This is a genomic window from Pseudoalteromonas sp. GB43, from assembly GCF_054923805.1.
On record NZ_JBPCHJ010000001.1, the window covers coordinates 402,667 to 427,368 of the forward strand.

A 24,702-nucleotide genomic window follows, 5' to 3' on the forward strand; every position below is an offset into this window, starting at 1 on the left:
TGGAACCATGTCAGAGTCATTAAAGCATGCTCAATGGGCAAAATCTGTTGAGCGTAAACACCGCCAAAGCAAAGTTAAAAAAACCAAAAAATCACCTCTTTCTATCTGCGCCGCGCTTGCTTGTGTGCTATTGAGTGCTGGGTTTTATTATGCGAGTTATGAAAAACCGAAAGAGTATCCACCGTTATCTGCAGCTGCGAAACAGCGTATCTCGCAATTTTTTGCCAAACAGTTTTTACTGGGGCAATGGCGCTTAAATAAAATTAACTACTCATCTGATGCAATTCAGGTGTATGTGCAAACGCCAAGCAAAATTGCTCTAGAAGGTGAAGCTTTGAGTCAATATTTACATTACGCTTTATGCCCTGTGGCTAGCAAACGCATTTGGCAAGATATCAAAACGAGGGAATTATCAGTGTATGTGTTTAGCCATTCGATTCGAAAAGGTGATCGAACAGTATGTAATTTAGAAAGCGATGAACGCCAAATCAATTGATTTGACGTTCATCATAGCGATAGCCAGCACCATAAACGGAAGCGACTATCTTAGGAGAGAAATCTAAACTCTTAAGCTTTTTGCGAATATTTTTAATATGGCTGTCGATTACCCGATCGGTAATATCAAAGTTGTTTGGTTGGATATGGTCAAGTATCTGCTGCCTAGAAAAAACACGCTTTGGGGCTTTGTACAAAAGTTTAAATACGTCATATTCCACTTTTGTTAAACCTAAAGAGACACCTTTAATTTCAACTTCAAGCGCATCTTCTATTAAGCAAATTGCATCAGTCGCTTGCACTACTACATCGGTACTAGGTGCTGACGCACAACGCCTTAAAATAGCTTTAACACGCATCACCAGCTCTGCACCGCTAAAAGGTTTACAAACATAGTCATCGGCACCATGTTCCAACCCTTTTAACCTGTCAGCCTCTTCGACTTTCGCGGTTACCATAATAATCGGCACCATAGAAAAAGCGCGGATCTGCTTCATGCACTCCACGCCATCTAAATTGGGTAACATTACATCTAAAATTATCGCATCCGGATTATTTTCTTTAACCCACGACATCACAGCACTGCCATCAGTGATGTGGTGAGTGGTAAAGCCAGATGCATTGAAGAACAACAGCACTTGTTCTGCAATATCTAAGTCGTCTTCAACGACTAATATCTGCGGCATTTCTATTTCCGTTTATATTTTTTTTATTGTTCTAAGTTGTTGCTTCACCATCGCTTTAAGCGTATCTGATAAGGTTTCATCTAATAAAACCATAGTCAGAATATCGTGCAGATCTTCACTATTCATAACCTCATTGAGTAAATCATTTTCAGATTTCGAATTTGGCTGAAAAAAGCTTAACTGCTCGTCATTTGTGTGTTCGCAAAACATTTTCTTTTTATCCATGTTGTTAGCATCAAATATTAAGATGGGCTTCTGCCTCTACTAAATATTAAAACGCAACAATATGGAGCAAATATGGAGTTAGTACGAAATAATGAATTTTTTCTGTTCAACAGTTAGATTCATTCCTAAATTTTAGGTAATAAGCGCTATTTTTTCATTATTTTTCTAAAATTAGGTTAAATTTTCGTATCAATAAAATGATAGGCAATAAAAAAGCAAGCTCGGTAGCTTGCTTTTAAAAGTGTTGAATGGCGCCTTAGAATTAAACGTCTAAGTAATCCATAATCCCTTCTGCGGCATTTCGGCCTTCGAAAATAGCCGTTACCACTAAATCTGAGCCGCGGACAATATCGCCACCGGCAAAAATCTTAGGGTTGGTTGTTTGGTGAGTAAATTCACCTTTTTCTGGTGCATTGATACCACCCCAATGATTGATTTCAACACCGTACGGTTCTAACCAATCCATTTTATGAGGTTTAAAACCAAACGCCATGAGCACTTTAGTTGCTTCAATAACATGCTCAGAACCTGCTACTTCTTCAGCACGGCGACGACCATTTTCGTCCGGTTCACCAAGTTGGGTTTTCACCATCTTAACACCAGCAACTTTCCCTTGCTCGTCAACCACAATGCCTTTTGGCTGAACGTTAAAGGTAAACTCAACGCCCTCTTCACGAGCATTTTTAACTTCGCGCTTTGAGCCTGGCATGTTTTCTTCGTCACGACGATACGCACAGGTAACCTGTGTAGCACCTTGTCGGATAGAGGTTCTAACACAGTCCATTGCTGTATCACCACCGCCTAATACAACGACTTTTTCGTTCGCCATATCGATATAAGCTTGCTTGTCTTCTGCATAGCCCATAACACGGTTTGTGTTACCAATTAAGAACGGCAGTGCATCAAACACACCCTCAGCATCTTCGTTTTCAAGGCCTGCACGCATACTTTGATAGGTACCAACACCTAAGAACACGGCATCATATTCTGCCAATATTTCATCAAGGGTAATGTCAACGCCAACTTCAGTGTTTAGCTGAAACTCGACACCCATTTCAGTGAAAATTTCACGACGCTTTTGCATTACTTCTTTTTCAAGTTTGAATGAAGGAATACCAAACGTAAGAAGGCCACCGATTTCTGGGTGACGGTCAAACACCACAGGCTTAACGCCGTTACGTACTAAAATATCCGCACAACCTAAACCTGCAGGGACAGCACCTATGATAGCCACTTTTTTGTCAGACCATACCACATACGACATATCTGGTTTCCAGCCCATTTTAAAGGCCGTATCAGTGATGTACTTTTCGATATTACCGATAGTGACAGCACCAAACTCTTCTTCAAGTGTGCAAGAGCCTTCACACAAGCGGTCTTGTGGGCACACTCGACCACACACCTCTGGTAAGCTGTTTGTACGGTGAGACAGCTCTGCCGCTTCTAAAATACGGCCAGTACGAATGAGTTTTAACCATTGTGGAATATAGTTATGCACTGGGCATTTCCATTCACAGTATGGATTACCACAATCTAAACAGCGATCCGCCTGTGAGTTAACTTGTGTCTCAGAAAACGGCTCGTAGATTTCTACGAAAGATTGTTTACGTGCTGAAATTGGCTTTTTGCGCGGATCAACACGTTGTACATCGATAAACTGGTATACATTTTCGCTCATACTACCCCCTTACTGAGCCTGAACACGAAGCTCTGCGCTGCTGCGCGCTCGGTGTCCGAGTAAACTTTTTACATCACTAGACTTTGGCTTAACTAATTTAAACATTGGCATGTATAAATCGAAGTTAGCTAAAATCTGCTCAGCGCGGTTTGAGCCGGTAAGCTCTAAATGCTCAGCGATGAGTCCGCGTAAATGTTCTTGGTGTGACGCCAACCCTTCAAGGGTAACAATTTCAACAAGCTCAGGGTTAATGCGTTTTTCAAAGTCGTTGCCTTCATCAAGAATATACGCAAATCCCCCTGTCATACCTGCGCCAAAGTTAATACCCACTTTGCCAAGTACGCAAACCACACCACCTGTCATGTATTCACAGCCGTTGTCACCAACACCTTCTACAACCGCTTGAACGCCTGAGTTACGCACTGCAAAACGCTCACCGGCACAGCCTGCAGCAAATAACTTACCGCCTGTTGCACCATATAAACAGGTATTACCGGCAATGGTCGCTTTGTGGCTTTCGAACGATGAACCCAGCGGTGGGCGAATTACTAGCTTACCGCCAGCCATGCCTTTACCAACATAGTCATTGGCATCACCAACCAGTGTCATTTCAAGGCCACCTGCATTCCATACACCAAATGATTGACCCGCTGTACCATGAAGCTCAACAGAGACAGGATCAGCAGCCATACCTTGGTTACCGTGTTTAGAAGCGATATAGCCAGACAACATAGCGCCCACTGAACGGTCTGTGTTGCAAATACGGTTAACCAGTGAGATACCCGATTTTTCGTCAATTGCTTGCTTGGCTTTTTCAAGCAAGGTTTCATTTAGCTGACCTAAGTAGTGTGAGCTATTTGGCGCACTACAATACAGTGTTTCACCCGTTGGGTTGTTTGGTACAGCAATCACTGACGACAGATCGACTTTCTTTTGTTTCTCTGTGTTGCCTTCGATTGCTTCAAGTAAGTCCAAACGACCAATTAAATCTGTTAAACGAGTCACACCTAAACTTGCCATAATTTGGCGTGCTTCTTCAGCTATAAACTTAAAATAGTTCATCGCCATTTCTGGTAGGCCATGATAATGCTTTTGGCGCAGCGTATCGTCTTGCGTTGCAACACCAGTCGCACAGTTGTTTAAGTGACAAATACGTAAGTATTTACAACCTAGTGCCACCATAGGGCCAGTACCAAAGCCAAAGCTTTCAGCACCTAAAATAGCCGCCTTAATGATATCTAGACCCGTTTTAAGACCACCATCTGTTTGCAAACGAATACGGTGACGTAAACCATTTTCTACCAGCGCTTGCTGGGTTTCAGCAAGACCAAGCTCCCAAGGGCTACCTGCATACTTAACAGAGGTAAGCGGGCTTGCACCTGTGCCACCGTCATAACCAGCAATGGTAATTAAATCTGCATAGGCTTTAGCTACGCCAGTTGCGATAGTACCTACACCCGGCTCAGAAACGAGTTTCACCGAGATCAGTGCATCTGGGTTTACTTGTTTTAAATCGAAAATAAGCTGGGCTAAATCTTCAATCGAGTAAATATCGTGATGCGGCGGAGGCGAAATCAAGGTCACACCTGGCACTGAGTAACGTAATTTTGCAATATACGGCGTTACTTTTTCACCCGGTAATTGACCACCCTCACCTGGTTTTGCACCTTGCGCCACTTTAATTTGAATGACATCAGCGCTACGTAAGTAATGTGGTGTAACACCAAAACGGCCCGAAGCAACTTGCTTAATACGTGAGTTTTTCTCTGTACCGTAGCGAAGCTTGTCTTCACCACCTTCACCAGAGTTTGAACAACCCCCTAAGCGGTTCATTGCAATCGCGAGTGCTTCATGTGCTTCTGGCGATAATGCACCAATACTCATTGCAGCAGAGTCAAAACGTTTGTAAAGCTCAGTTGCTGGCTCTACGTCATCAACACTCACACCGCTATCAGGAATTTTCACCGCTAGCATGTCACGTAAATTGGTGATGGCCGGTTATTTACTAAATCAGCATAAGCCAAGTAATCTTTATAATCCCCAGAGCGCACTGCCTTTTGCAGAGTTTGAATAACATCTGGGTTATAAGCATGGTACTCACCACCGTGAACATATTTTAGTAAGCCACCATGACTTAATAACTTACGTTTACTAAATGCTAGCTTATGAAGTTTACGTTGGTCATCATCAAAATCAGTAAAACACGCCCCTTTGATACGACTAGCTACACCGTTAAAACAGGTTTCTACAACCGCATCTGATAAACCAACTGCCTCAAATAACATCGAGCAGCGGTACGAAGCGACAGTACTGATCCCCATTTTCGACATTATTTTATACAGACCCTTGTTGATCGCATTACGATAAGCAAGCGTTACTTCGCAATAGCTCTTGTTTAAAATCTTTTTGTCACTCATTGCAACTAATGATTCATATGCAAGGTACGGATAAATTGCCGTTGCACCAAAACCAAGTAATACCGCAAACTGATGCGCATCACGGACACTACCCGATTCGATGATGATATTAGATTCACAACGTAAGTTATTATCGACTAAACGCCTTTGAATTGAACCAACCGCCATCGCAGCCGGGATCGGCAAATGCGTTTCGCTAAAGTTACGATCACTTAAAATAAGCATGACACAGCCTGACGCTGCTTTTTCTTGTGCTTCATCACAAATACGTGTGATTGCGTTTTCTAAGCCTTCTTCTAGTGTGTAAGTGATATCAATTTTACAGTAACTGTAATGCTCATCGTCAGCATTGATCAGCTGTTGCATATCAGCGTACATCAAAATCGGCGTATCAAACTGTAATCGCTTAGCGTGGCCGGTTGTTTCGTTAAATACGTTTTGCTCACTACCAATACAGGTTGCCAGTGACATAACGTGATTTTCACGAAGTGGGTCAATTGGTGGATTGGTTACTTGCGCAAATTTTTGTCGGAAGTAATCAAACAGTGAGCGACGGCCTTCTGACAGAACCGCAAATGGCGTGTCATCACCCATTGAACCTGTTGCTTCTTGACCATTTTCACCCATTACACGAATTACACTATCAAGCTCTTCGTTGGTGTAGCCAAACATTTTTTGATACTTAAGCAGTGTTTCGTCATCAAAAGAACGGTTACCGGCATCTTTTTCAGATAACTGTTCAAATGGCGTTAAACGCTTAACGTTTGCTTCAAGCCATGCTTTATATGGATGGCGTGACTTAAGATCTTGGTCAATCTCATCTGAATGCCAAATTTTACCTTGATGAGTATCAATTACTAATAACTCACCTGGGCCAACACGGCCTTTCTCAACCACTTCGTCTGGCGCGTAGTCCCAAATACCGACTTCTGAGGCAAGGGTAATAAAACCGTCTTGAGTGATTACATAGCGCGCTGGGCGTAAACCGTTACGGTCAAGGTTACAAGCAGCAAAACGACCGTCAGACATTACAATGCCAGCTGGGCCATCCCATGGTTCCATATGCATTGAGTTAAAGTCATAGAATGCACGTAAGTCATCATCCATAGCACGGTTTTTTTGCCATGCTGGCGGCACAAGCATACGCATTGCACGGAATAAATCCATGCCACCCGCTAAGAACAACTCAAGCATATTATCTAAGCTAGAAGAGTCTGAGCCGCTTTCGTTCACGAAAGGCGCTGCTGATTGCAAATCAGGAATAAGTGGTGAGGCAAACTTATACGCACGGGCACGAGCCCATTGGCGGTTACCTTGAATCGTATTAATTTCACCATTATGTGCTAAATAGCGGAATGGTTGCGCCAGTGGCCAACGAGGTTGTGTATTAGTAGAGAAACGTTGGTGGAATACACAAATCGCACTGGTCATGCGGATGTCAGCTAGGTCTAAATAAAAGTTAGGTAAGTCTACAGGCATCATTAAGCCTTTATAAACAGTAACTAAACCAGATAAGCTGGCAATATAAAAATGTTCATCGTTTTCGAGGCGTTTTTCAGCACGACGACGCGCTACATATAAGCGACGCTCTAAATCTTTTGGACGCCAGCCTTCTGGTGCGCTTACAAAAATTTGTTCAAAGCCTGGTAGTTGTTTTTTTGCAATTGGCCCTAAACATGACGCATCGGTAGGTACTACGCGCCAGCCTTGAATGCTCAAGGTTTCTTTTTCGAGTTCTTCACTCAACACATCTTTAGCTGTTTGCGCAAGTACAGGATCGGCATTTAAAAATACCATGCCAACGGCGTAGTTCTTTCCTAAATGCCAATCATGTTCGCTGGCAATAGCACGAAAGAAGCTATCAGGTTTTTGCATTAATAAACCACAGCCATCACCTGTTTTACCATCTGCAGAAATACCCCCACGGTGCTCCATGCGATCTAAGCCAGTGATTGCTGTTCGAATCAAGCGGTGACTCGCCTGACCATTGACCTGGGCTATTAAGCCAAAGCCACAATTATCTTTTTCTAATTTTGAGTCGTATAACATAGACCCCTCCCCTTGCTACAACGACTAGCGGTTCAGTCTTTTGTGACAGTGCTAGCAGACGAACAAAACTATCGCCAAATACCTCATGAGTCAATAGAGTTTTGAATACATATTCATATTCATGAATATTTCTCACTTAAGATACTTTTTAAATTCTATGCTATTTTTTTACATTTAGTCGTATTTTACCCGTTATTTTTTTATGACACTGGTGTCAAATTTAACAACTTGTAAAAAAACAATCTAAAAACCCGCCACTTTACGTTAACGTAAACTGCGCTTTATTTTGAATAATTATTCAAATTATGAATATCAATGCAGTTTTTTACGGGGTCTCGACTAGCCTAACTGCATCATTATTTACTCTTGGCTTTAGCATAGTTACAAACTACGTATCTGAGCAGACTACCTTAGTCGCAATGACTGAGTTCTTTACCCTTGCGTCAACAATCAGCAATTAAAAAGTGTCCGCAGCGGACACTTTTTCTGTCCGCGGACAGACATTAACTCACTGTTAAAACATAAAATAATTAAAAATCAATAAATTAAAAACTGGCACGCTACTGGTATAGATAAGACATCAGCGAAATTGAGGATTTCAAAATGTTCACTATCAGTTTGTTTATGGCTTCTCCACTTACCATGCTTGCCGTTGGCTTCATGATTGTGTGTTTTGAGAATCGTAAGGAGTTATGATGATTAAGGATACCAGTGCCCAAGATATTACAGTGACCAAGAAAAACACCATTAAAAAGCCACTTATACTAGCAGCAGCTGTAATACTTGTTGGTGCACTCGGCTTTAAAGCATTGTTTGCCAGTAACGATGGCAGCATCTCGGTTGATGCAGCAAGCCTACAAATTAGTGAAGTAAGCCAAAAGACACTCACCAGAGATGTAGCAGCAAGCGGTAAAATCGTTGCAGCTAATGCGCCAAAGGTTTACAGCCCTGAACGCGGCTTTGTCGATTTAAAAGTTAAAGCCGGTGACAGCGTTGAAGTAAATGAAGTGATCGCAACCGTAACCAGCCCTGAGCTAACCAACGAGCTAAAACAACAACAATCAGTATTAGCGAGATTAGAAGGCGAGTTACAGCGCAAGCAACTTGAAGCGCGTAGACAAAAACTAAGCCTGACTAAAGCGCTCGATTTAGCGCAAGTTGAACTCAATGCTGCAGATAGAGAAAACCGCCGAGCTAAAATCTCAATCGAAAAACATTTAATTAGCCAAATAGATTTAGAAAAAGCCGTTGATGACTTAGCCCGTGCCAAGCTGTCTTATAAGCACGCCGAGCAAGAAGTCAGCTTAGCTAAAGACACCCTCGCATTTGAGCTAAAAGCAGCAGAGCGTGATCTGGCACGTCAGCAACTGATTGTTGATGACTTACTCAGACAAGTAAATGAACTCACTATTACCGCGAGTGTAAACGGCATTGTGGGTAACTTATTAGTGCAACAAAAAGAAGCGGTCACACAAAGCCAACCATTAATGACATTGGTCGATTTAAGTAACTTTGAAGCAGAACTGCAAGTACCAGAAAGCTACGCCAATGAGCTGGGTCTTGGTATGCAAGTTGAGCTTACTTTAGGTGCTCGTCATGTCACAGGCACGCTATCGGCTATATCACCTGAAGTAAATAATCGCGAGGTCACAACCCGCGTACGCTTTGACAATGAGATTTCTGGCATTCGCCAAAACCAACGCTTAACCGCACGTATTTTACTAGAAAATCGCGACGATGTATTACAAGTAAAACGCGGCGCATTCTTACAACAAGGTGGCACCCATGCTTATAAAGTTGACGGTGACATGGCTTATTTAATCGATATAAAAACCGGTGCAAGCAGTATCAATGCTGTCGAGATAATTGAAGGCGTAGAGCCTGGCGATAAGTTAATTATCTCGAACTACGATCGCTTTAAAAAAGCACCCACACTGGTTTTACGCTAACAAATAAAAGGAATAATCAACATGCTTACAATGAACAACATCAGCAAAGTGTATCAAACAGATATGGTACAAACACATGCCCTTCGTGACTTTAATCTTCAAGTAGAAGAAGGTGAATTTATTGCCGTAACGGGCCCAAGTGGCTCAGGAAAAACCACATTTTTAAACATCGCCGGTATGTTAGAACCCTTTAACGAAGGCCAATACATGCTAGACGGTATTGATGTGGGTAAGCTCAACGACAACCAGCGTGCAGATCTTCGTAATCAAAAAATTGGTTTTATTTTCCAAGGCTTCAACCTGATCCCAGATTTGAACCTCTATGAAAATATTGAAGTACCACTGCGTTATCGCGGTATCAAAGCCGCCGAGCGTAAACGCCGAATCGAGCAATGCTTAGAGCAAGTTGGTTTAGCATCACGCGCTAAACACTTACCGCAACAACTTTCTGGTGGCCAACAACAACGTGTAGCTATTGCCAGAGCTCTTGCTGGTGAACCGCGCTTTTTACTTGCCGATGAGCCAACCGGTAATTTAGATAGCTTAATGGCCCGTCAAGTAATGGAGCTACTTGAGCAAATCAACCGTGATGGCGCAACTATCATCATGGTTACCCATGATCCTGAACTTGCTCGCAGAGCACCACGTAATATCCAAGTTGTTGACGGCCAACTCGCTGACTTCACCTTGTATCAAGGCACTCAAAACCTTAAAGCGGCTGGAGTGTAACCATGTTCCTTCATTATTTAGATTTAAGCTGGCGCAGCTTTAAGCGCACGCCACTTGTGAGCTTTTTAATGGTATTGGCCATAGCCATTGGTATTGGCGTAACCATGACCAGTTTATCTGTGTATCACATGATGTCGGCAGACCCTATTCCTGAAAAAAGTAGTGACCTTTATACAGTACAGCTACAAACCATGGATGAAGGCCGTACGTGGTGGACAGTCGATAACATGCCACTGCAATTAACTTATCAGGATGCCGTTAACCTTAATCAAGCGAATGCGGGTGGCAAACGTGTCACTATGGTTAGAACGGGTTTTTCGGTTTATTTAGACTCAGATAAAGTTAAACCATTTATTGGACAAGCACGCCTAACCACGCCTGATTTTTTCGATATGTTTAACCTATCGTTTATTTACGGTGGGGTTTGGAGCGCGCAACAAGAAGCCGATGCAGCCCCTGTTGTGGTGATCAATAAAGAATTAAACGACAAGTTATTCGCAGGTGAAAACCCTGTCGGTAAAATGGTGTACCTCGATGATGCCAGCTACGAAGTTATTGGCGTGATTGATGATTGGGATATCACCACCAAATATTATGATCTGAACAACGGTGCATTTAATAAGACCGAGCAACTATTTTTACCATTTAGCCTAATGAAAGCACGCCAGCTTGAAAACTGGGGTAATACCAATGGTTGGAAGCACGAAAAAACCAATACCTTTAACGACAAACTCAATTCTGAAATGGTGTGGTTACAATTTTGGGTTGAACTAAAAACACCTGCAGAAAAACAAGCTTACCAAGACTTTTTAATGGCCTATATGCAAGAGCAACAAAAGCTAGGTCGTTTTAACCGCGAAAAATTAACCGCCACCTTACGCGATGTAAATGAGTGGATGCAGTACAACAATGTCGTTAGCGAAGACAACGAAATTCTGGTTGGCCTAAGCTTTATGTTTTTAGCAGTATGCCTTGCCAACATTTTAGGTTTATTACTAGCGAAATTTTTACGCCGCGCTCCTGAGGTTGGTGTGCGCCGTGCATTAGGTGCCAGCAAACGCCAAATATTCTTTCAACATATTGTTGAGGTCGCGATGTTAGGTTTCTTAGGTGGCATCTTCGGAATTATTTTGGCGCAAGTGGGCTTATTAGGCGTACGTCAAAGCTATAGCTACTACCAAAGCTTAGCCACTATGGATTTAACCATGCTACTCAGCGCACCTGTGATTGCAATTAGCACCTGTGTGATAGCGGGTCTGTACCCTGCTTGGCTGGTATGTAAAACCAACCCTGCTATTTATCTTAAGAGCCAATAAGGAAGACACCCATGTTAGAAATTAAACCTATCTTTCACGCCTTATGCCGCTCAAAAGTTGGCGCCATTTTATTACTGATCCAAATTGCCATCACCACTGCAATTGTTAGTAACGCAGCGTTTATTATTCAAGACAGAATTAGCTATTTAAGCCAAGAGACTGGCTATCCTGAACAAGACATTTTCGTTTTTAATGTCATGATGTTTGGCAAAGATGTGTCGCCGTCACAGCAATATGAGCTTGATGAAGCCATGCTTCGTCAAATACCTGGTGTAGTTGATGCTGCTTATTCAAGTAATACACCGCTTTCGGGCAGTGGCTCTTCGTCAGATTTTAGTTTAAAGCCAGCACCTGAAGAGAGTAAATCAGCGCGTAGCTCTTACATGTTTATCGATGAGCATGGCATTAATACTTATGGTGTAAAACTCATTGCTGGGCGTAACTACACCGAAGACGAAGTGATCGTTACCGATAACTATGATGAGCTTTCAAAAGTAACCGTTGTTACTAAAACCCTACTCGATGAGCTGTTCCCTGACGGCAATGGTTTAGGTCAAACTGTCTATTTTGGTGACATTCCAATGAAAGTAATTGGTGTTGTTGAACTTATGAAAGGCCCATGGCTTAAAGACAGCCGTCCAGATAACGTAGCACTGCTGCCTTTTATTAAGCCTGGTACAAATGCACGCTTTGTGGTTAGAACAGAGCCTGGTCAACGTCAATCAGTCATGAACCGTGTTGAAGAAGCCATGCTGAAAAACTACAACAAACGCGTGATTTCTCGCATTCGTGGCTTAGATGACGATAAAGAGTCATACATGGCTGAGGATACATTAATGATGCGCATGCTGATTGTACTTATTACTATTTTAGTGTTGGTGACGGCCCTGGGTATTTTCGGCCTAACGCTGTTCAATATTAGTAAGCGTACTAAACAAATAGGTACTCGCCGTGCTTTAGGGGCCAGAAAATCGGCCATCATCAGCTACTTCTTAGTTGAAAACGCCATGATATGTATAGTTGGTTTAGTGATTGGTGTGATTGCTGCCGTGTATTTAGGCCAGGTGCTCATGCAGCACTTTTCAATAGCTCAGCTTGATATTAGCTACGTGCTTGCTACGGCGCTGGCAGTGTTCGTTATGAGTTTATTAGCAGTACTTGCACCTGCAAAACGGGCGGCGAATATCTCACCGAGCATTGCAACTCGAACAATTTAATTCTCCCAACCTATGCTACACTGGATTAACAGTGTAGCATTCATCTTGCACCCTTATTAGGAAAATAACTAAAACAATAATATGGAAAAAATACTTATCGTCGACGATAACCCAGCAATTTTGGATGCATTGTCGTTATTACTCGAAATTCACGGTTTTGATGTTGTTACCGCAAGTAACCCGTTTGAGGCAATTCAAGCCGTACAATACCAACGCATAGCGCTTGTTATTCAAGACATGAACTTTACCGCCGACACCACTTCCGGCGAAGAAGGCAAAGAACTTTTTTATGCCTTACGAGACATTAATCCTCACCTACCGATTATTTTGATCACCGCATGGACAGAGCTTTCTACTGCCGTTGAACTTGTCAAAGCAGGGGCTGCTGATTATTTACCAAAACCATGGGACGACGCCAAGCTACTTACTTGTGTAAATAATCTAATCGAACTGGGTAAAGCAAAACAGCAAAACGAGACTTTTACCCGCCACCAGCAAGAGCGTGACGCATCTGTACGACAAGCAAATTTGGTGGGCTTGGTTTATAAAAGTACCGCTATGGAGCACATTGTTAATCTTGCGATTCAAGTGGCTAAATCGGATATTTCAGTACTGATCACAGGCCCCAACGGCAGTGGTAAAGAACGCATTGCACAAATAATACAAGCCAATTCATTATTAGCAGATAAACCCTTTATCACTGTTAATGCCGGTGCTTTGCCAAGCGAGCTTATTGAGGCTGAGTTATTTGGTGCCGAAGCTGGCGCTTATACAGGTATTACCAAACAGCGTATTGGTCGTTTTGAAGCGGCCGATGGTGGCACCCTATTTTTAGACGAAATTGGTAACTTGCCACTTTCTGGGCAAATGAAATTATTACGCATTTTACAAACCGGTGAATTTGAACGTTTAGGTTCAACACAAACACGTAAAGTGAATGTGCGGGTGATTTCAGCAACCAATGAAGATTTAAGCCATGCAATTAAAACAGGTCAATTTCGAGAAGACCTTTACTACCGCTTAAATGTAATTGAGTTAAATTTACCAAGCCTTGCCCATCGCCCAGATGATATTTTAGCTTTAGTCGCACACTTTTTACCTGAGCGCACACTGTCGCTAAGTACAGAAAAAGCCCTGCTCGCCCATAGTTGGCCGGGTAATGTTCGTGAGCTTGAAAATGCCTGTAAACGCGCTGGCGTTTTAAAACCCTCAGGGGTGATTGAGCTTGCTGATTTTGGCTTACAAGTTGAAACAAACAGCCCAACACAAACAAGAGCAGAGCCTAACAAACAGGAGATCGAACTTGCCATGCGCGAATACAAAGGTGTGATTGCTAAAGTGGCTCGCCATTTTGGTTTAAGCCGCCAAGCGCTTTATCGCAGGCTTGATAAATTTAAGATTGAATACTAATGCGTTTTTCGTTTCGATATAAAATCATAACCTTATGTATTGCAGCGTCTGCATTGCCGCTAATATTGGTGTGTTATTTTGCGGGCATAAGCTTGCTTTACAGCCTATTAGCCCTACTCGCTTGCACCTTGATAAGCGGATTTTTTGCCGCGCAATTATCAGCTCCGCTCATTGATGGCATGAACTCGCTCGAAACCGGGCTGCTTAATTTTAAAGATGGTGAGCTGGCTACATTATTAGCCTATGATGGCAGTGATGAGCTAGGTGATTTATGCCGGCTTTATAACCAAACTGCAAAACAGCTTCGCCAAGAAAAACAATGGATTTATCAGCGTGAGCTGATGCTCGATAAAGTACTGCAAAGCTCGCCACAAGCTGTGCTTTTGACTAACGACCAAGGCTTTATTGTGTATAGCAACCATAGCGCTCGCAGCTTACTCGATGCTAAATCAGCCCTTGAAGGCGCCAAGCTAGAAAACTTATTAGATTCAAGCTGCGAGCAATTAACGCGTGCCATACACAAAGGTGTTGATGGCTTATTTACCCTCGACAAAGCAGATCAAGAATCACAAACTTGGCATATGGCAACAGGCCGATTATTACTTAATAATCAGTTTCACCAACTGTATGTTTTTAAACAACTGACCCGCGAACTAAGCCGCCAAGAAGTAGAGGTATGGAAAAAAGTTATTCGTATTATTAGCCATGAGCTAAACAACTCCCTAGGGCCAATGTCGTCGATGCTTCATAGCGCGCAACTTTTAACAAAAGAAGTCGATGAACCACGCTTAAAACGGGTATTTACCACCATTGAAGACCGCATAAAACACCTTAATGAGTTTGTACAAGGCTATGGTAAATTTGCCAAGTTACCCACCCCTCAACTATCAACGATTAACTGGTTTACGCTGATTGAGCAATTAAAAAGTCAGTGGCAAGTCGAGGTTTCACTTGATGAGCGTGTAACAACTGACGCTGATCACACTCAGCTCGAACAATTACTTATAAACTTATTAAAAAATGCCTATGAGTCAGGGTCAAACCCCGAAGATGTCAGCTTAACAGTGCAACAAGAAGCAAGTGGCACACACATCACGGTGAGTGATAAAGGTAAAGGCATGAGTGAAGCTGTAATGGCTAACGCACTTATACCCTTTTACTCAACCAAAGCAACAGGCAGCGGCTTAGGGTTAGCACTTTGCAGGGAAATAGTTGAAGCGCACCACGGGCAAATTAGCTTGCATAACCGCGAGCAAGGTGGATTAAGCGTGCATGTTTTGCTGCCCGCGTAATACAACAGATACAAAAAAGCCGCAATCAGCGGCTTCTTTCAACACTAAATATAATTATTCAGCGTCTTTTTCTTTGTACTTTGCAGCTGTTTCAGTGATTAGTGGCTGTAATTCACCACGTTGAAACATTTCGATGATAATGTCACAACCACCGATAAGCTCGCCTTCTACCCATAACTGTGGGAATGTTGGCCAGTTTGCGTATGCAGGTAACTCTGCACGGATATCTGGGTTAAGTAGAATGTCAACGTAAGCAAACTGCTCACCACACGCCATAAGTGCTTGTGATGCTTGTGAAGAAAAACCACAGTTAGGTAACTTTGGTGATCCTTTCATGTAAAGAAGAATTGGATTTTCAGAAATTTGCTGTTTAATTTTATCGATGGTTTCCATTTACAACCTCAAAAAAGACATTGGCTTACTACATTGGCCTTGAAAAAGTTTCACTGTGGCCTCAGATATATAACTTAAAATCGGCATTCGTAGCCACAATTTTAAATAGTCTTTAGCAATAGCATTGCTGTTTGCTAAAACTTGAGTAAAATACTCAACAATTATAGTAACACTATAATACCACTTGGTATAGGGAAGTACGCTGTTTACCTTGCTATTACCTATAACTGAGTGGACTATCAACCAAGAAGATGGAGATAAAAAATGGCATTTGAACTACCGTCACTACCATACGCAATCGATGCATTAGAGCCACATATTTCAAAAGAAACTCTAGAGTTTCACCACGGTAAACACCACAACACTTACGTTGTGAAATTAAACGGTCTGATCCCAGGCACAGAATTCGAAAACAAATCTCTAGAAGAAATCGTATGTTCTTCAGAAGGTGGCGTATTTAACAATGCTGCACAAATCTGGAACCACACGTTCTACTGGAACAGCCTATCTCCAAACGGTGGTGGCGAGCCTACAGGCGCAATCGCTGACGCGATCAACGCTAAATGGGGTTCTTTCGACGCATTCAAAGAAGCGTTAAACGACAAAGCAGTAAACAACTTCGGTTCAAGCTGGACTTGGTTAGTTAAACTAGCTGACGGCACTCTTGATATCGTTAACACATCAAATGCTGCAACGCCATTAACTGATGAAGGTGTTACTCCAATCCTAACTGTGGATCTTTGGGAACACGCTTACTACATCGATTACCGTAACGTTCGTCCAGATTACCTAAAAGGTTTCTGGGCATTAGTTAACTGGGACTTCGCGAACGCTAACTTCGCTTAATCTTCTGTTACTAGCAGTAATCAAAAAAAGACGCTTCGGCGTCTTTTTTATTGCCAGTGCACGCCCCTTCTAAGTCGCAGCCAAGCCCTCAGCCAAAAAGCGTAATCAAGATGAGCTTTTTTCAATTAAATTCTTAATTTTCTTGCGCAAAAATTCAAAATCGTGACTAAGCTTTAATTAGCCTTTGCTTTTCTCTTAATCTAATTACACGTCATTTTAGCGGGTTTTCGGAGGTCTCTATGAGTATTTTTGAGCATTACCAATCACGATACGAAGCAGCGCAAGAAGAAGAATACAGTATTGAGGAATTTCTCGAGATCTGTAAGAAGGATAAATCAGCTTATGCCAGCGCACCTGAGCGGCTATTGATGGTCATCGGTGAGCCGGAGATTATCGACACTTCAACCGATGCGCGCTTAAGCAGGCTGTTTTCTAATCGCGTAGTCGCACGCTACCCTGCATTTCACGATTTTTATGGTATGGAAGATGCCATTGAGCAAATCGTTTCTTATTTAAAACATGCTGCGCAAGGCTTAGAAGAATGTAAGCAAGTACTGTATTTACTTGGCCCAGTAGGTGGCGGTAAATCATCCATTGCTGAAAAACTAAAATACTTAATGCAGCAGGTACCTATTTACTCAATCAAAGGCTCGCCTGTTAACGACCACCCTTTAGCGTTATTTGACCCAAATGAAGACGCTGAACTTTTAGAAAAAGAATACGGCATTAAACCGCGTTATTTAAAAACGGTGATGTCACCGTGGGCTGCAAAACGCTTAAGTGAATTTAATGGTGATATTAGCCAATTTAGAGTGGTTAAGCGCTTTCCATCTATTTTAAATCAAGTCGCGATTGCGAAAACTGAGCCCGGCGATGAAAACAATCAAGACATTTCAGCGTTAGTTGGTAAGGTAGATATTCGCCAGCTTGAGCACTTTGCACAGAACGACCCTGATGCCTACGCCTACTCAGGTGCACTTTGCTTAGCAAACCAAGGCTTAATGGAATTTGTGGAAATGTTTAAAGCGCCAATCAAGGTGCTACACCCACTGCTTACAGCAACGCAAGAAGGCAATTACAACGGCACAGAAGGCATTAGTGCCCTGCCGTTCAATGGCATGATTTTAGCTCACTCAAATGAATCTGAGTGGCAAACATTTAAGAACAACAAAAACAATGAAGCATTTTTAGACCGTGTTTACATCGTCAAAGTGCCTTATTGTTTGCGTGTATCTGAAGAAGTTAAAATTTACAATAAACTACTCGAAAACAGTGAATTACATGATGCACCTTGTGCACCGGGCACATTAAAAACACTGGCACAATTTACCACTCTTTCGCGTATTAAAGAGCCTGAAAACTCAAGTATTTATTCAAAAATGCGGGTGTATGACGGCGAAAGCTTAAAAGATACTGATCCGAAAGCGAAGTCGTATCAAGAATACCGCGATTACGCGGGTGTTGATGAGGGCATGACCGGGCTTTCTACCCGCTTTGCGTTTAAGATCCTATCGCGGGTATTTAACTTCGATACCACTGAAGTGGCAGCCAACCCAGTGCACTTATTCTATGTTCTTGAACAGCAAATTGAGCGAGAGCAATTTACCGCCGATGTTGAAGAGCGTTACTTAAGCCACTTAAAAGGCTACCTCATTCCTCAGTATGTAGAGTTTATCGGGAAAGAGTTACAAACAGCCTATTTAGAGTCTTACTCTGAATATGGGCAAAACATCTTTGACCGCTACGTCACTTATGCAGATTTCTGGATCCAAGATCAAGAATACCGCGACCCAGATACTGGCCAGTTATTTGACCGTGCTGCGCTTAACGCAGAACTTGAGAAGATTGAAAAACCTGCGGGTATTTCAAACCCTAAAGATTTCCGTAATGAGATAGTTAATTTCGTACTGCGAGCGCGTGCCCACAACCAAGGCAAGAATCCGCTTTGGACCAGCTACGAAAAACTTCGCACAGTTATTGAGAAGAAAATGTTCTCAAATACCGAAGATTTGCTGCCGGTTATTTCCTTCAATGCGAAAACCTCTGCAGAAGATCAGAAAAAACACGAAGACTTTGTCAATCGTATGGTTGAGAAAGGCTATACCCAAAAACAAGTACGTTTACTTTCTGAATGGTATTTACGCGTTAGAAAATCGCAGTAAAAAACGTTTGTTTTAAGGGGGTTGTTATGGCGCATTTTATTGACCGACGCCTGAATGGAAAAAACAAAAGTACCTTGAATCGTCAACGGTTCATCAGGCGTTATAAAAAACAGATTAAAGAAGCGGTATCTGATGCCATTAATAAGCGCAGCGTAACCGATACCACCAGCGGCGAGAGTATCTCTATTCCGCAACGTGATATCAGTGAGCCTATCTTTCATCAAGGACGTGGTGGCGACCGTGAACAGATCCACCCAGGCAATGACCAGTTTTCTACGGGCGACAAAATCAAGCGCCCGCAAGGAGGCAGTCAAGGTGGTGGTAGCGGCGAAGGTGAAGCCAGTGACTCTGGTGAAGGACAAGACGACTTTGTATTTTCTATTTCAAAAGATGAATACTTAGACTTATTGTTCGAAGATCTTGAACTGCCCAACCTGCAACAAAACCAGCTCGATAAACTGGTGCAAATGAAAACCCATCGCGCTGGTTTTTGTAACGACGGCATGCCAAGCAATATTGATATTGTTCGCTCATTACAAGGCTCGCTTGCTCGAAGAGTGGCGATGACTGCAGGCAAAAAACGCCACCTTGCAGAGCTTGAAGGTCAGCTCGCTCTGCTACAAGCTGAAGAGCAGCCAGACAAGGCAGCCATTGCGTTACTTGAACGTCAGATTGAGGAGCTGCAAAACCGCATAAAAGCAGTGCCATTTATTGATAATTACGACTTACGTTTTCGTAATTATGAAAAGCAACCACACCCAACAAGCAAAGCTGTGATGTTTTGTTTAATGGATGTGTCTGGCTCGATGGATCAAGCCACGAAAGACATGGCAAAACGCTTTTATATTCTGCTTTATCAATTTTTAACTCGTAGCTACAAAAATATAGAGGTTGTCTATATTCGTCATCATACCCAAGCGAAAGAAGTTGATGAGCAAGAGTTTTTCTATTCTCAAGAAACGGGTGGCACCATAGTATCAAGTGCATTAAAACTGATGAACGAAATCATCGCTGAACGTTATAACCCTGAAGAGTGGAACATTTACGCAGCGCAAGCCTCTGATGGTGATAACTGGGCTGATGATTCGCCAAACTGTGGTGAAATTTTACGTAATAAACTGTTAAAGGCGGTGCGCTATTACGCCTATATCGAAATTACCGCTCGTGCTCATCAAAGTTTATGGCGAGAGTATCAATCAATAGTGCAAACCCACGACAATTTTGCCATGCAACACATTCGTGGCGTTGAGGACATTTACCCTATTTTCCGTGAATTATTTAAAAAGAATCGTCAGCAGCAAGGCGCCGCATAGCCTTGCCAGTGAGGTAAAGTATGGCCGATAAACGTATTAGCGACGGTCCTGATTGGACATTTGATCTATTAACAGAGTATCAAACTGAGATTGAACGGGTAGCGAAAATTTATAAACTCGATACCTACCCTAATCAAATTGAGGTGATCACTGCTGAACAAATGATGGATGCCTATTCGAGTGTGGGTATGCCGATTGGCTATAGCCACTGGTCGTATGGTAAAAAATTCATTCAAACAGAGCAGAATTATAAGCGTGGGCAAATGGGCCTCGCTTATGAAATTGTTATTAACTCAGATCCTTGCATTGCCTATTTAATGGAAGAAAACACCCTGCCAATGCAAGCCTTGGTAATGGTTCATGCCTGTTATGGTCACAACTCATTTTTTAAAGGCAATTACTTATTTAAAACCTGGACTGATGCCAGCTCAATTATCGATTACTTATTATTTGCCAAAAACTACATTGCCAAGTGCGAAGAGAAATACGGTATTACCGAGGTCGAAAATCTGATTGATTCATGTCATGCATTAATGAATTATGGTGTAGACCGCTACAAGCGCCCGCAACGTATTTCACTTTATGAAGAGCAAAAACGTCAACAAGAACGTGAAGACTACCTACAATCTCAAGTCAACGAGTTGTGGCGCACAATCCCTACTTCGCAGCAAGAGTCAAAAAAACGAGAACGCCGTTTTCCAGAAGAGCCACAAGAAAACATTTTGTACTTCATCGAAAAAAATGCGCCGCTGCTAGAGTCATGGCAACGAGAAATAATTCGAATTGTGCGTAAAATTTCGCAATATTTTTACCCACAAAAACAAACTCAAGTGATGAATGAGGGCTGGGCTACGTTTTGGCATTACACCATTTTGAACCATCTGTACGACGAAGGTAAGCTCACCGATGCCTTTATGCTCGAGTTTTTACAAAGTCACACCAATGTGGTGTATCAACCACCCTACAACAGTAATTATTATTCAGGGATCAACCCCTATGCTCTTGGCTTTAACATGATGGTTGATATTCGCCGTATCTGCGAAAACCCAACAGAAGAAGACAAGAAATGGTTTCCAGAGTATGCCGGCAGCGATTGGTTAGAAACCTTGCACTTTGCAATGCAAAACTTTAAAGACGAGAGCTTCATTAGCCAGTTTTTATCGCCAAAAATTATTCGTGATTTTAAGTTGTTTACCATTATTGATCATGAAAAAGAGCCAACCCTCAATGTCGGTGCTATTCATGATGAAATGGGCTATCACCAAGTTCGTGAAACCCTGTCGGCACAATACAACCTAAGTAATCACGAACCAAATATTCAAGTCTATAATGTTGATATTAGAGGAGATCGTTCACTTACTCTGCGTTATGTACCCCATAACAATATTCCTTTAAACAAGTCTAAAGATGAAGTACTAAAACACCTTTACAGGCTATGGGGCTTTAAGGTAAAACTGGAACAAGAAAGCGCAACAGGTGAAGTTTCATTATTGGGTGAATGCCCAAGCAGTGATGCCCGACACACAACAGAGTAACCAAAAATGAATAAAAAGATATTGGTGATCATCGACTCAACGGCCGATGCTAAAACATCTATATTACATGCAAGACAAAAAGCCAAAGGCATGAAGCATATTGATATTGTTGCTTTTAGCTACGAAGACACCAATAACATTTTATTCTCTATTCCACCTGATGAAGCGCTGGCTATTCAAGACAAAGAGCTTGCTAAAGTCCGTGCAGCACTTGGTCCACTTATCAGCGAGTATTTAGATGATGATAGCTATACTTTGCAAACCCTGTGGCATGAAAGCCCAGTACAATGGCTAGCCAATGAGCTTGATACGTCAGATTATGAAATGGTGATTAAAACTCGCCACATCGACGAAGAAACGCAATTTACAGAGCTAGACTGGCAGCTTATTCGCTTTAGCCCGCTGCCACTTTATTTGGCCGCCGATAACAAATGGCGTAACAATACCAATGTGCTGGCAGCCCTTGATTTAGGCAGTGAGAAGGCGACTAAATACTGTTTAAACGAAGCAATTATCAAAGCAGGCTTAGCCTATGCAAAAGACTACGACAGCGAGTTTTATGCCTGTTATACCGTACATGTATCACCGTTTTTACGTGATCTAGGCATTGTATTTTCAGATGAGCAAGTGATTAACGCCTTTGAAAAGCTACCCGTAGCACAGCGAACCTTAATCGAAGCGCACGACTTAAAAGACAAGCTTAAAATCAAAGCCGGTGTGGTTGAGCAAGTGATCCCAAGTGTTGCAGCTAAATTAAATGCTGACTTAGTGATTATGGGTTCGGTGGGTAATACAGGTATTAAAGGTCATTTAATTGGTAATACCGCCGAAAAAGTCATGAAGCTACTTAAAACAGATATTCTTGTTTTACCGCCACTTGGGGTTTAATCTGCTTAACTGAATAGAGTTACTATGAAAAAGGGGCTTAATTGCCCCTTGTTTGTTTATAAATCTGTGTAAGCTGTGACCTTGTTACGGCCGTTTTCTTTTGAGTGATATAAGGCTTTATCGGCAGCTTCAACCCACTTTTCGTAGCGATCAAACTTCTCGTCGAAGCAGGCAAAGCCAATACTGACCGTCAGTTGAATTTGTTTGCCATCAAAGTAAATTGATGAGTTCTCAATGAGTGTTCTTAATCGCTCAGCAAATATATGTGCACCTTCATGATCAGTATCAAGCAAGGTTACCGCAAACTCTTCACCGCCATAGCGACCTGCTAAGTCTGTTTCACGCAGAGTTTTACGCAGTAAGTCTGCAATATGACGCAGCGCCTCATCACCGCCGCGATGGCCATGTTCATCATTGACCTTTTTAAAGTGATCAATATCAAACATTAACAAGGTGCTACACCCGCCACTGCGCACTATGCGCATGTATTCTTTGCGTAGCTTTTCTTCCCAATAACCACGGTTAGTAAGCTTAGTAAGTGCATCGGTACGGCTCATTTGTTCAAGCTTGCTATTCGCTTCTTCTAGCTCTTTTTTATTCACCGCTTCATCGGTTACATCATAGATAATGATACAGATATGCGATACTTCACCTGTGGTCGTCGTCAGTGGAATAAAAGTGGCATTTTGATACATATGATCCGCTTTACCGGTAATTGGGCGGTAATTCTTAAAACGGAAAATATATGGCTGCTGCTCCCAAATAGTAAATGAGCGATTATTTAAAATGAACACAGACTCAGATTTGCTGCGAAACCACTTTTCATCGATTGATGGAAACAAATCAAACAGGTCTTTATCTTTCACCGCGCTTGGCAATAGGCCAGAATGGTTTTCCATAAACCCATTCCAGATGCATACTTTGTAGTCTCTATCGAGCACCACTAGGCCTACATCAACGGTATTAAACATATCCATTAACCAATGGAGTTCATTCATATTAAAATCGGCTGCAGGCATAGTTTAGTCTTCTAATAAATAAGCTACTTTGTACTTAAGGGTTTTTAATGAGTCCTCGGTGAACAGCAACATCAAATCACAGTTAATATTGTGATTTTCGATGCCATAGCTGATTCCAATCGCCAGCGTTCGTTGCCAGCGAGATTTATTCGCCTTTACTAAATCAGATACATCACAGTGTTGTCCCAGCACCACAGGATGACCTTGGCTAAAACGCATATCTAATTGGTGCGACAGTCCTGTCAGAATAGCCCCTATTAATATGTTACTCACATCCATTAATAGCTCTAATTCAACTTTATCGTTGAGCTCACCCTCATAATTCATTAACGAGGCGATTTCTTTAAAACTTGAATCATTTAACAGCAATAGTGCTTCGCCAGAAACACCGCCGCCAATAAAACCCTGACATACACCTGAGGTTGCGGCATTGGCATCAATCGAGCGCAAAGCCATATCTAGTTCATTGACTTCTAAAACATTTACATTAGGAATAGGAAGCTTTACGAATACATTAAGAAGACGCGCTAATAAGTCTCCAGCTTGCCCCATTGCGACATTGGTGAGTTCTTGGTAGATATCACGCACATCGGGATCAACTTGCTCACCTAGCTTATTAGCAAGACGCTCACGCATGGCTTTATCTTTAATACCATGATGTTCAATAATACTCGCTAGTTTCTCGGCGGAACAAGGTTTTTGAATAAAGTCGATTGCGCCTAACTCAAGCACACGTCGATGAGCATTAGGTTGGATGTCTCCAGATACAACAACAGTGAGAACATGAAGGTCTTGTTCTTGAATGGCTTGCAGTACTTCGTAACCATCCATTTCAGGCATGTTTAAATCGAGAAATAAAATTTCCGGCTGAATTTTTTTGATTTGCTCAATACAGTGAACACCATTTTCAGCAAACTCAATTTTTATATCCCAATCATCGGGTAAAGAGCGTGCTAATTGTCGACGTGCTAACTTTGAATCATCACAAACTAATACCGATGTTGACATATATTCTCTCTAAATCCACACTTTCTAACTAGCAAAAACATTAACTAGTAACTTTATTCTTATTTTTATATGTAA

General features: G+C 42.1%; 18 protein-coding genes and 1 pseudogene. 12 read left to right on the forward strand and 7 right to left on the reverse strand.

Annotation, left to right across the window (positions count from 1 at the left end):
• Positions 1–7: 7 nt before the first annotated feature.
• Entirely contained in the window at positions 8–496 is a 489-nt protein-coding gene (locus ACRWSG_RS01840) for a hypothetical protein (RefSeq protein WP_235374194.1), read from the forward strand.
• On the opposite strand, the gene ACRWSG_RS01845 is transcribed toward ACRWSG_RS01840, so the two are convergent.
• The 4 genes and pseudogenes from ACRWSG_RS01845 to gltB all read right to left on the reverse strand — a co-directional run bounded on the left by ACRWSG_RS01845 (position 489) and on the right by gltB (position 7,550).
• Positions 489–1,181: a response regulator gene (locus ACRWSG_RS01845; RefSeq protein ID WP_294407728.1), complete on the reverse strand. Its 693-nt coding sequence runs from the start codon at positions 1,179–1,181 to the stop codon at positions 489–491. The genes ACRWSG_RS01840 and ACRWSG_RS01845 overlap by 8 nt on opposite strands.
• A gap of 12 nt (positions 1,182–1,193) precedes the next feature.
• Positions 1,194–1,406, reverse strand: a complete 213-nt coding sequence (locus ACRWSG_RS01850; RefSeq protein WP_228290467.1) for a hypothetical protein — start codon at positions 1,404–1,406, stop codon at positions 1,194–1,196.
• A 262-nt stretch (positions 1,407–1,668) separates the two neighbouring features.
• Entirely contained in the window at positions 1,669–3,084 is a 1,416-nt protein-coding gene (locus tag ACRWSG_RS01855; protein WP_462165463.1) for an FAD-dependent oxidoreductase, read from the reverse strand.
• 9 nt (positions 3,085–3,093) lie between these two features.
• Positions 3,094–7,550: pseudogene (gene gltB / locus ACRWSG_RS01860) on the reverse strand (glutamate synthase large subunit).
• 695 nt (positions 7,551–8,245) lie between these two features.
• Here gltB and ACRWSG_RS01865 point away from each other — a divergent pair.
• From ACRWSG_RS01865 to ACRWSG_RS01890, 6 genes are all read left to right on the forward strand, one after another.
• Positions 8,246–9,499, forward strand: a complete 1,254-nt coding sequence (locus ACRWSG_RS01865; protein ID WP_462166879.1) for an efflux RND transporter periplasmic adaptor subunit — start codon at positions 8,246–8,248, stop codon at positions 9,497–9,499.
• A 21-nt stretch (positions 9,500–9,520) separates the two neighbouring features.
• Positions 9,521–10,228 (forward strand): ABC transporter ATP-binding protein, encoded by a 708-nt coding sequence (locus ACRWSG_RS01870; protein WP_187489316.1) that lies wholly within the window; start codon positions 9,521–9,523, stop codon positions 10,226–10,228.
• Positions 10,229–10,230: 2 nt separating this feature from the next.
• The gene (locus ACRWSG_RS01875; protein WP_105173978.1) at positions 10,231–11,544 is read left to right on the forward strand and encodes an ABC transporter permease; all 1,314 of its coding nucleotides are present in this window, start codon (positions 10,231–10,233) and stop codon (positions 11,542–11,544) included.
• An 11-nt stretch (positions 11,545–11,555) separates the two neighbouring features.
• Complete coding sequence (locus ACRWSG_RS01880; RefSeq protein WP_054551530.1) at positions 11,556–12,761, forward strand: ABC transporter permease; 1,206 nt, start codon at positions 11,556–11,558, stop codon at positions 12,759–12,761.
• Positions 12,762–12,842: 81 nt separating this feature from the next.
• Positions 12,843–14,171, forward strand: a complete 1,329-nt coding sequence (locus tag ACRWSG_RS01885; protein WP_300358780.1) for a sigma-54-dependent transcriptional regulator — start codon at positions 12,843–12,845, stop codon at positions 14,169–14,171.
• Positions 14,171–15,463 carry a sensor histidine kinase gene (locus ACRWSG_RS01890; protein WP_462165466.1) on the forward strand — a complete coding sequence of 431 codons (1,293 nt, stop codon included), beginning with the start codon at positions 14,171–14,173 and terminating at the stop codon, positions 15,461–15,463. Before ACRWSG_RS01885 ends, ACRWSG_RS01890 begins: the two co-directional genes overlap by 1 nt.
• A gap of 54 nt (positions 15,464–15,517) precedes the next feature.
• On the opposite strand, the gene ACRWSG_RS01895 is transcribed toward ACRWSG_RS01890, so the two are convergent.
• Entirely contained in the window at positions 15,518–15,856 is a 339-nt protein-coding gene (locus ACRWSG_RS01895) for a Grx4 family monothiol glutaredoxin (protein ID WP_054551536.1), read from the reverse strand.
• 264 nt (positions 15,857–16,120) lie between these two features.
• Between ACRWSG_RS01895 and ACRWSG_RS01900 the strand changes: the two genes are divergently transcribed.
• From ACRWSG_RS01900 to ACRWSG_RS01920, 5 genes are all read left to right on the forward strand, one after another.
• Positions 16,121–16,702, forward strand: a complete 582-nt coding sequence (locus ACRWSG_RS01900) for a superoxide dismutase (RefSeq protein WP_054551537.1) — start codon at positions 16,121–16,123, stop codon at positions 16,700–16,702.
• Positions 16,703–16,941: 239 nt separating this feature from the next.
• On the forward strand, positions 16,942–18,864 hold the full coding sequence (locus tag ACRWSG_RS01905; protein ID WP_462165467.1) for a PrkA family serine protein kinase: 1,923 nt from the start codon (positions 16,942–16,944) through the stop codon (positions 18,862–18,864).
• A 26-nt stretch (positions 18,865–18,890) separates the two neighbouring features.
• Positions 18,891–20,177: a YeaH/YhbH family protein gene (locus tag ACRWSG_RS01910; protein WP_138600437.1), complete on the forward strand. Its 1,287-nt coding sequence runs from the start codon at positions 18,891–18,893 to the stop codon at positions 20,175–20,177.
• Between the two features lie 20 nt (positions 20,178–20,197).
• Positions 20,198–21,712, forward strand: a complete 1,515-nt coding sequence (locus ACRWSG_RS01915) for a SpoVR family protein (protein WP_462165469.1) — start codon at positions 20,198–20,200, stop codon at positions 21,710–21,712.
• A 6-nt stretch (positions 21,713–21,718) separates the two neighbouring features.
• Complete coding sequence (locus ACRWSG_RS01920; protein ID WP_166338066.1) at positions 21,719–22,600, forward strand: universal stress protein; 882 nt, start codon at positions 21,719–21,721, stop codon at positions 22,598–22,600.
• Between the two features lie 56 nt (positions 22,601–22,656).
• Here the strand turns inward: ACRWSG_RS01920 and ACRWSG_RS01925 are convergent, their stop codons facing one another.
• Both ACRWSG_RS01925 and ACRWSG_RS01930 read right to left on the reverse strand, forming a co-directional pair.
• Positions 22,657–23,619, reverse strand: coding sequence for a sensor domain-containing diguanylate cyclase (locus tag ACRWSG_RS01925; RefSeq protein WP_054551542.1), 963 nt, complete (start codon positions 23,617–23,619; stop codon positions 22,657–22,659).
• 3 nt (positions 23,620–23,622) lie between these two features.
• Positions 23,623–24,627 (reverse strand): response regulator, encoded by a 1,005-nt coding sequence (locus ACRWSG_RS01930; protein ID WP_462165471.1) that lies wholly within the window; start codon positions 24,625–24,627, stop codon positions 23,623–23,625.
• Positions 24,628–24,702: the final 75 nt, after the last annotated feature.

Bases quoted from the DNA above. Each gene is read 5' to 3' on its own strand.
- ACRWSG_RS01840 (WP_235374194.1), top strand. From the start codon at position 8: ATGTCAGAGTCATTAAAGCATGCTCAATGGGCAAAATCTGTTGAGCGT.
- ACRWSG_RS01845 (WP_294407728.1), bottom strand. From the start codon at position 1,181: ATGCCGCAGATATTAGTCGTTGAAGACGACTTAGATATTGCAGAACAA.
- ACRWSG_RS01850 (WP_228290467.1), bottom strand. From the start codon at position 1,406: ATGGATAAAAAGAAAATGTTTTGCGAACACACAAATGACGAGCAGTTA.
- ACRWSG_RS01855 (WP_462165463.1), bottom strand. From the start codon at position 3,084: ATGAGCGAAAATGTATACCAGTTTATCGATGTACAACGTGTTGATCCG.
- ACRWSG_RS01865 (WP_462166879.1), top strand. From the start codon at position 8,246: ATGATTAAGGATACCAGTGCCCAAGATATTACAGTGACCAAGAAAAAC.
- ACRWSG_RS01870 (WP_187489316.1), top strand. From the start codon at position 9,521: ATGCTTACAATGAACAACATCAGCAAAGTGTATCAAACAGATATGGTA.
- ACRWSG_RS01875 (WP_105173978.1), top strand. From the start codon at position 10,231: ATGTTCCTTCATTATTTAGATTTAAGCTGGCGCAGCTTTAAGCGCACG.
- ACRWSG_RS01880 (WP_054551530.1), top strand. From the start codon at position 11,556: ATGTTAGAAATTAAACCTATCTTTCACGCCTTATGCCGCTCAAAAGTT.
- ACRWSG_RS01885 (WP_300358780.1), top strand. From the start codon at position 12,843: ATGGAAAAAATACTTATCGTCGACGATAACCCAGCAATTTTGGATGCA.
- ACRWSG_RS01890 (WP_462165466.1), top strand. From the start codon at position 14,171: ATGCGTTTTTCGTTTCGATATAAAATCATAACCTTATGTATTGCAGCG.
- ACRWSG_RS01895 (WP_054551536.1), bottom strand. From the start codon at position 15,856: ATGGAAACCATCGATAAAATTAAACAGCAAATTTCTGAAAATCCAATT.
- ACRWSG_RS01900 (WP_054551537.1), top strand. From the start codon at position 16,121: ATGGCATTTGAACTACCGTCACTACCATACGCAATCGATGCATTAGAG.
- ACRWSG_RS01905 (WP_462165467.1), top strand. From the start codon at position 16,942: ATGAGTATTTTTGAGCATTACCAATCACGATACGAAGCAGCGCAAGAA.
- ACRWSG_RS01910 (WP_138600437.1), top strand. From the start codon at position 18,891: ATGGCGCATTTTATTGACCGACGCCTGAATGGAAAAAACAAAAGTACC.
- ACRWSG_RS01915 (WP_462165469.1), top strand. From the start codon at position 20,198: ATGGCCGATAAACGTATTAGCGACGGTCCTGATTGGACATTTGATCTA.
- ACRWSG_RS01920 (WP_166338066.1), top strand. From the start codon at position 21,719: ATGAATAAAAAGATATTGGTGATCATCGACTCAACGGCCGATGCTAAA.
- ACRWSG_RS01925 (WP_054551542.1), bottom strand. From the start codon at position 23,619: ATGCCTGCAGCCGATTTTAATATGAATGAACTCCATTGGTTAATGGAT.
- ACRWSG_RS01930 (WP_462165471.1), bottom strand. From the start codon at position 24,627: ATGTCAACATCGGTATTAGTTTGTGATGATTCAAAGTTAGCACGTCGA.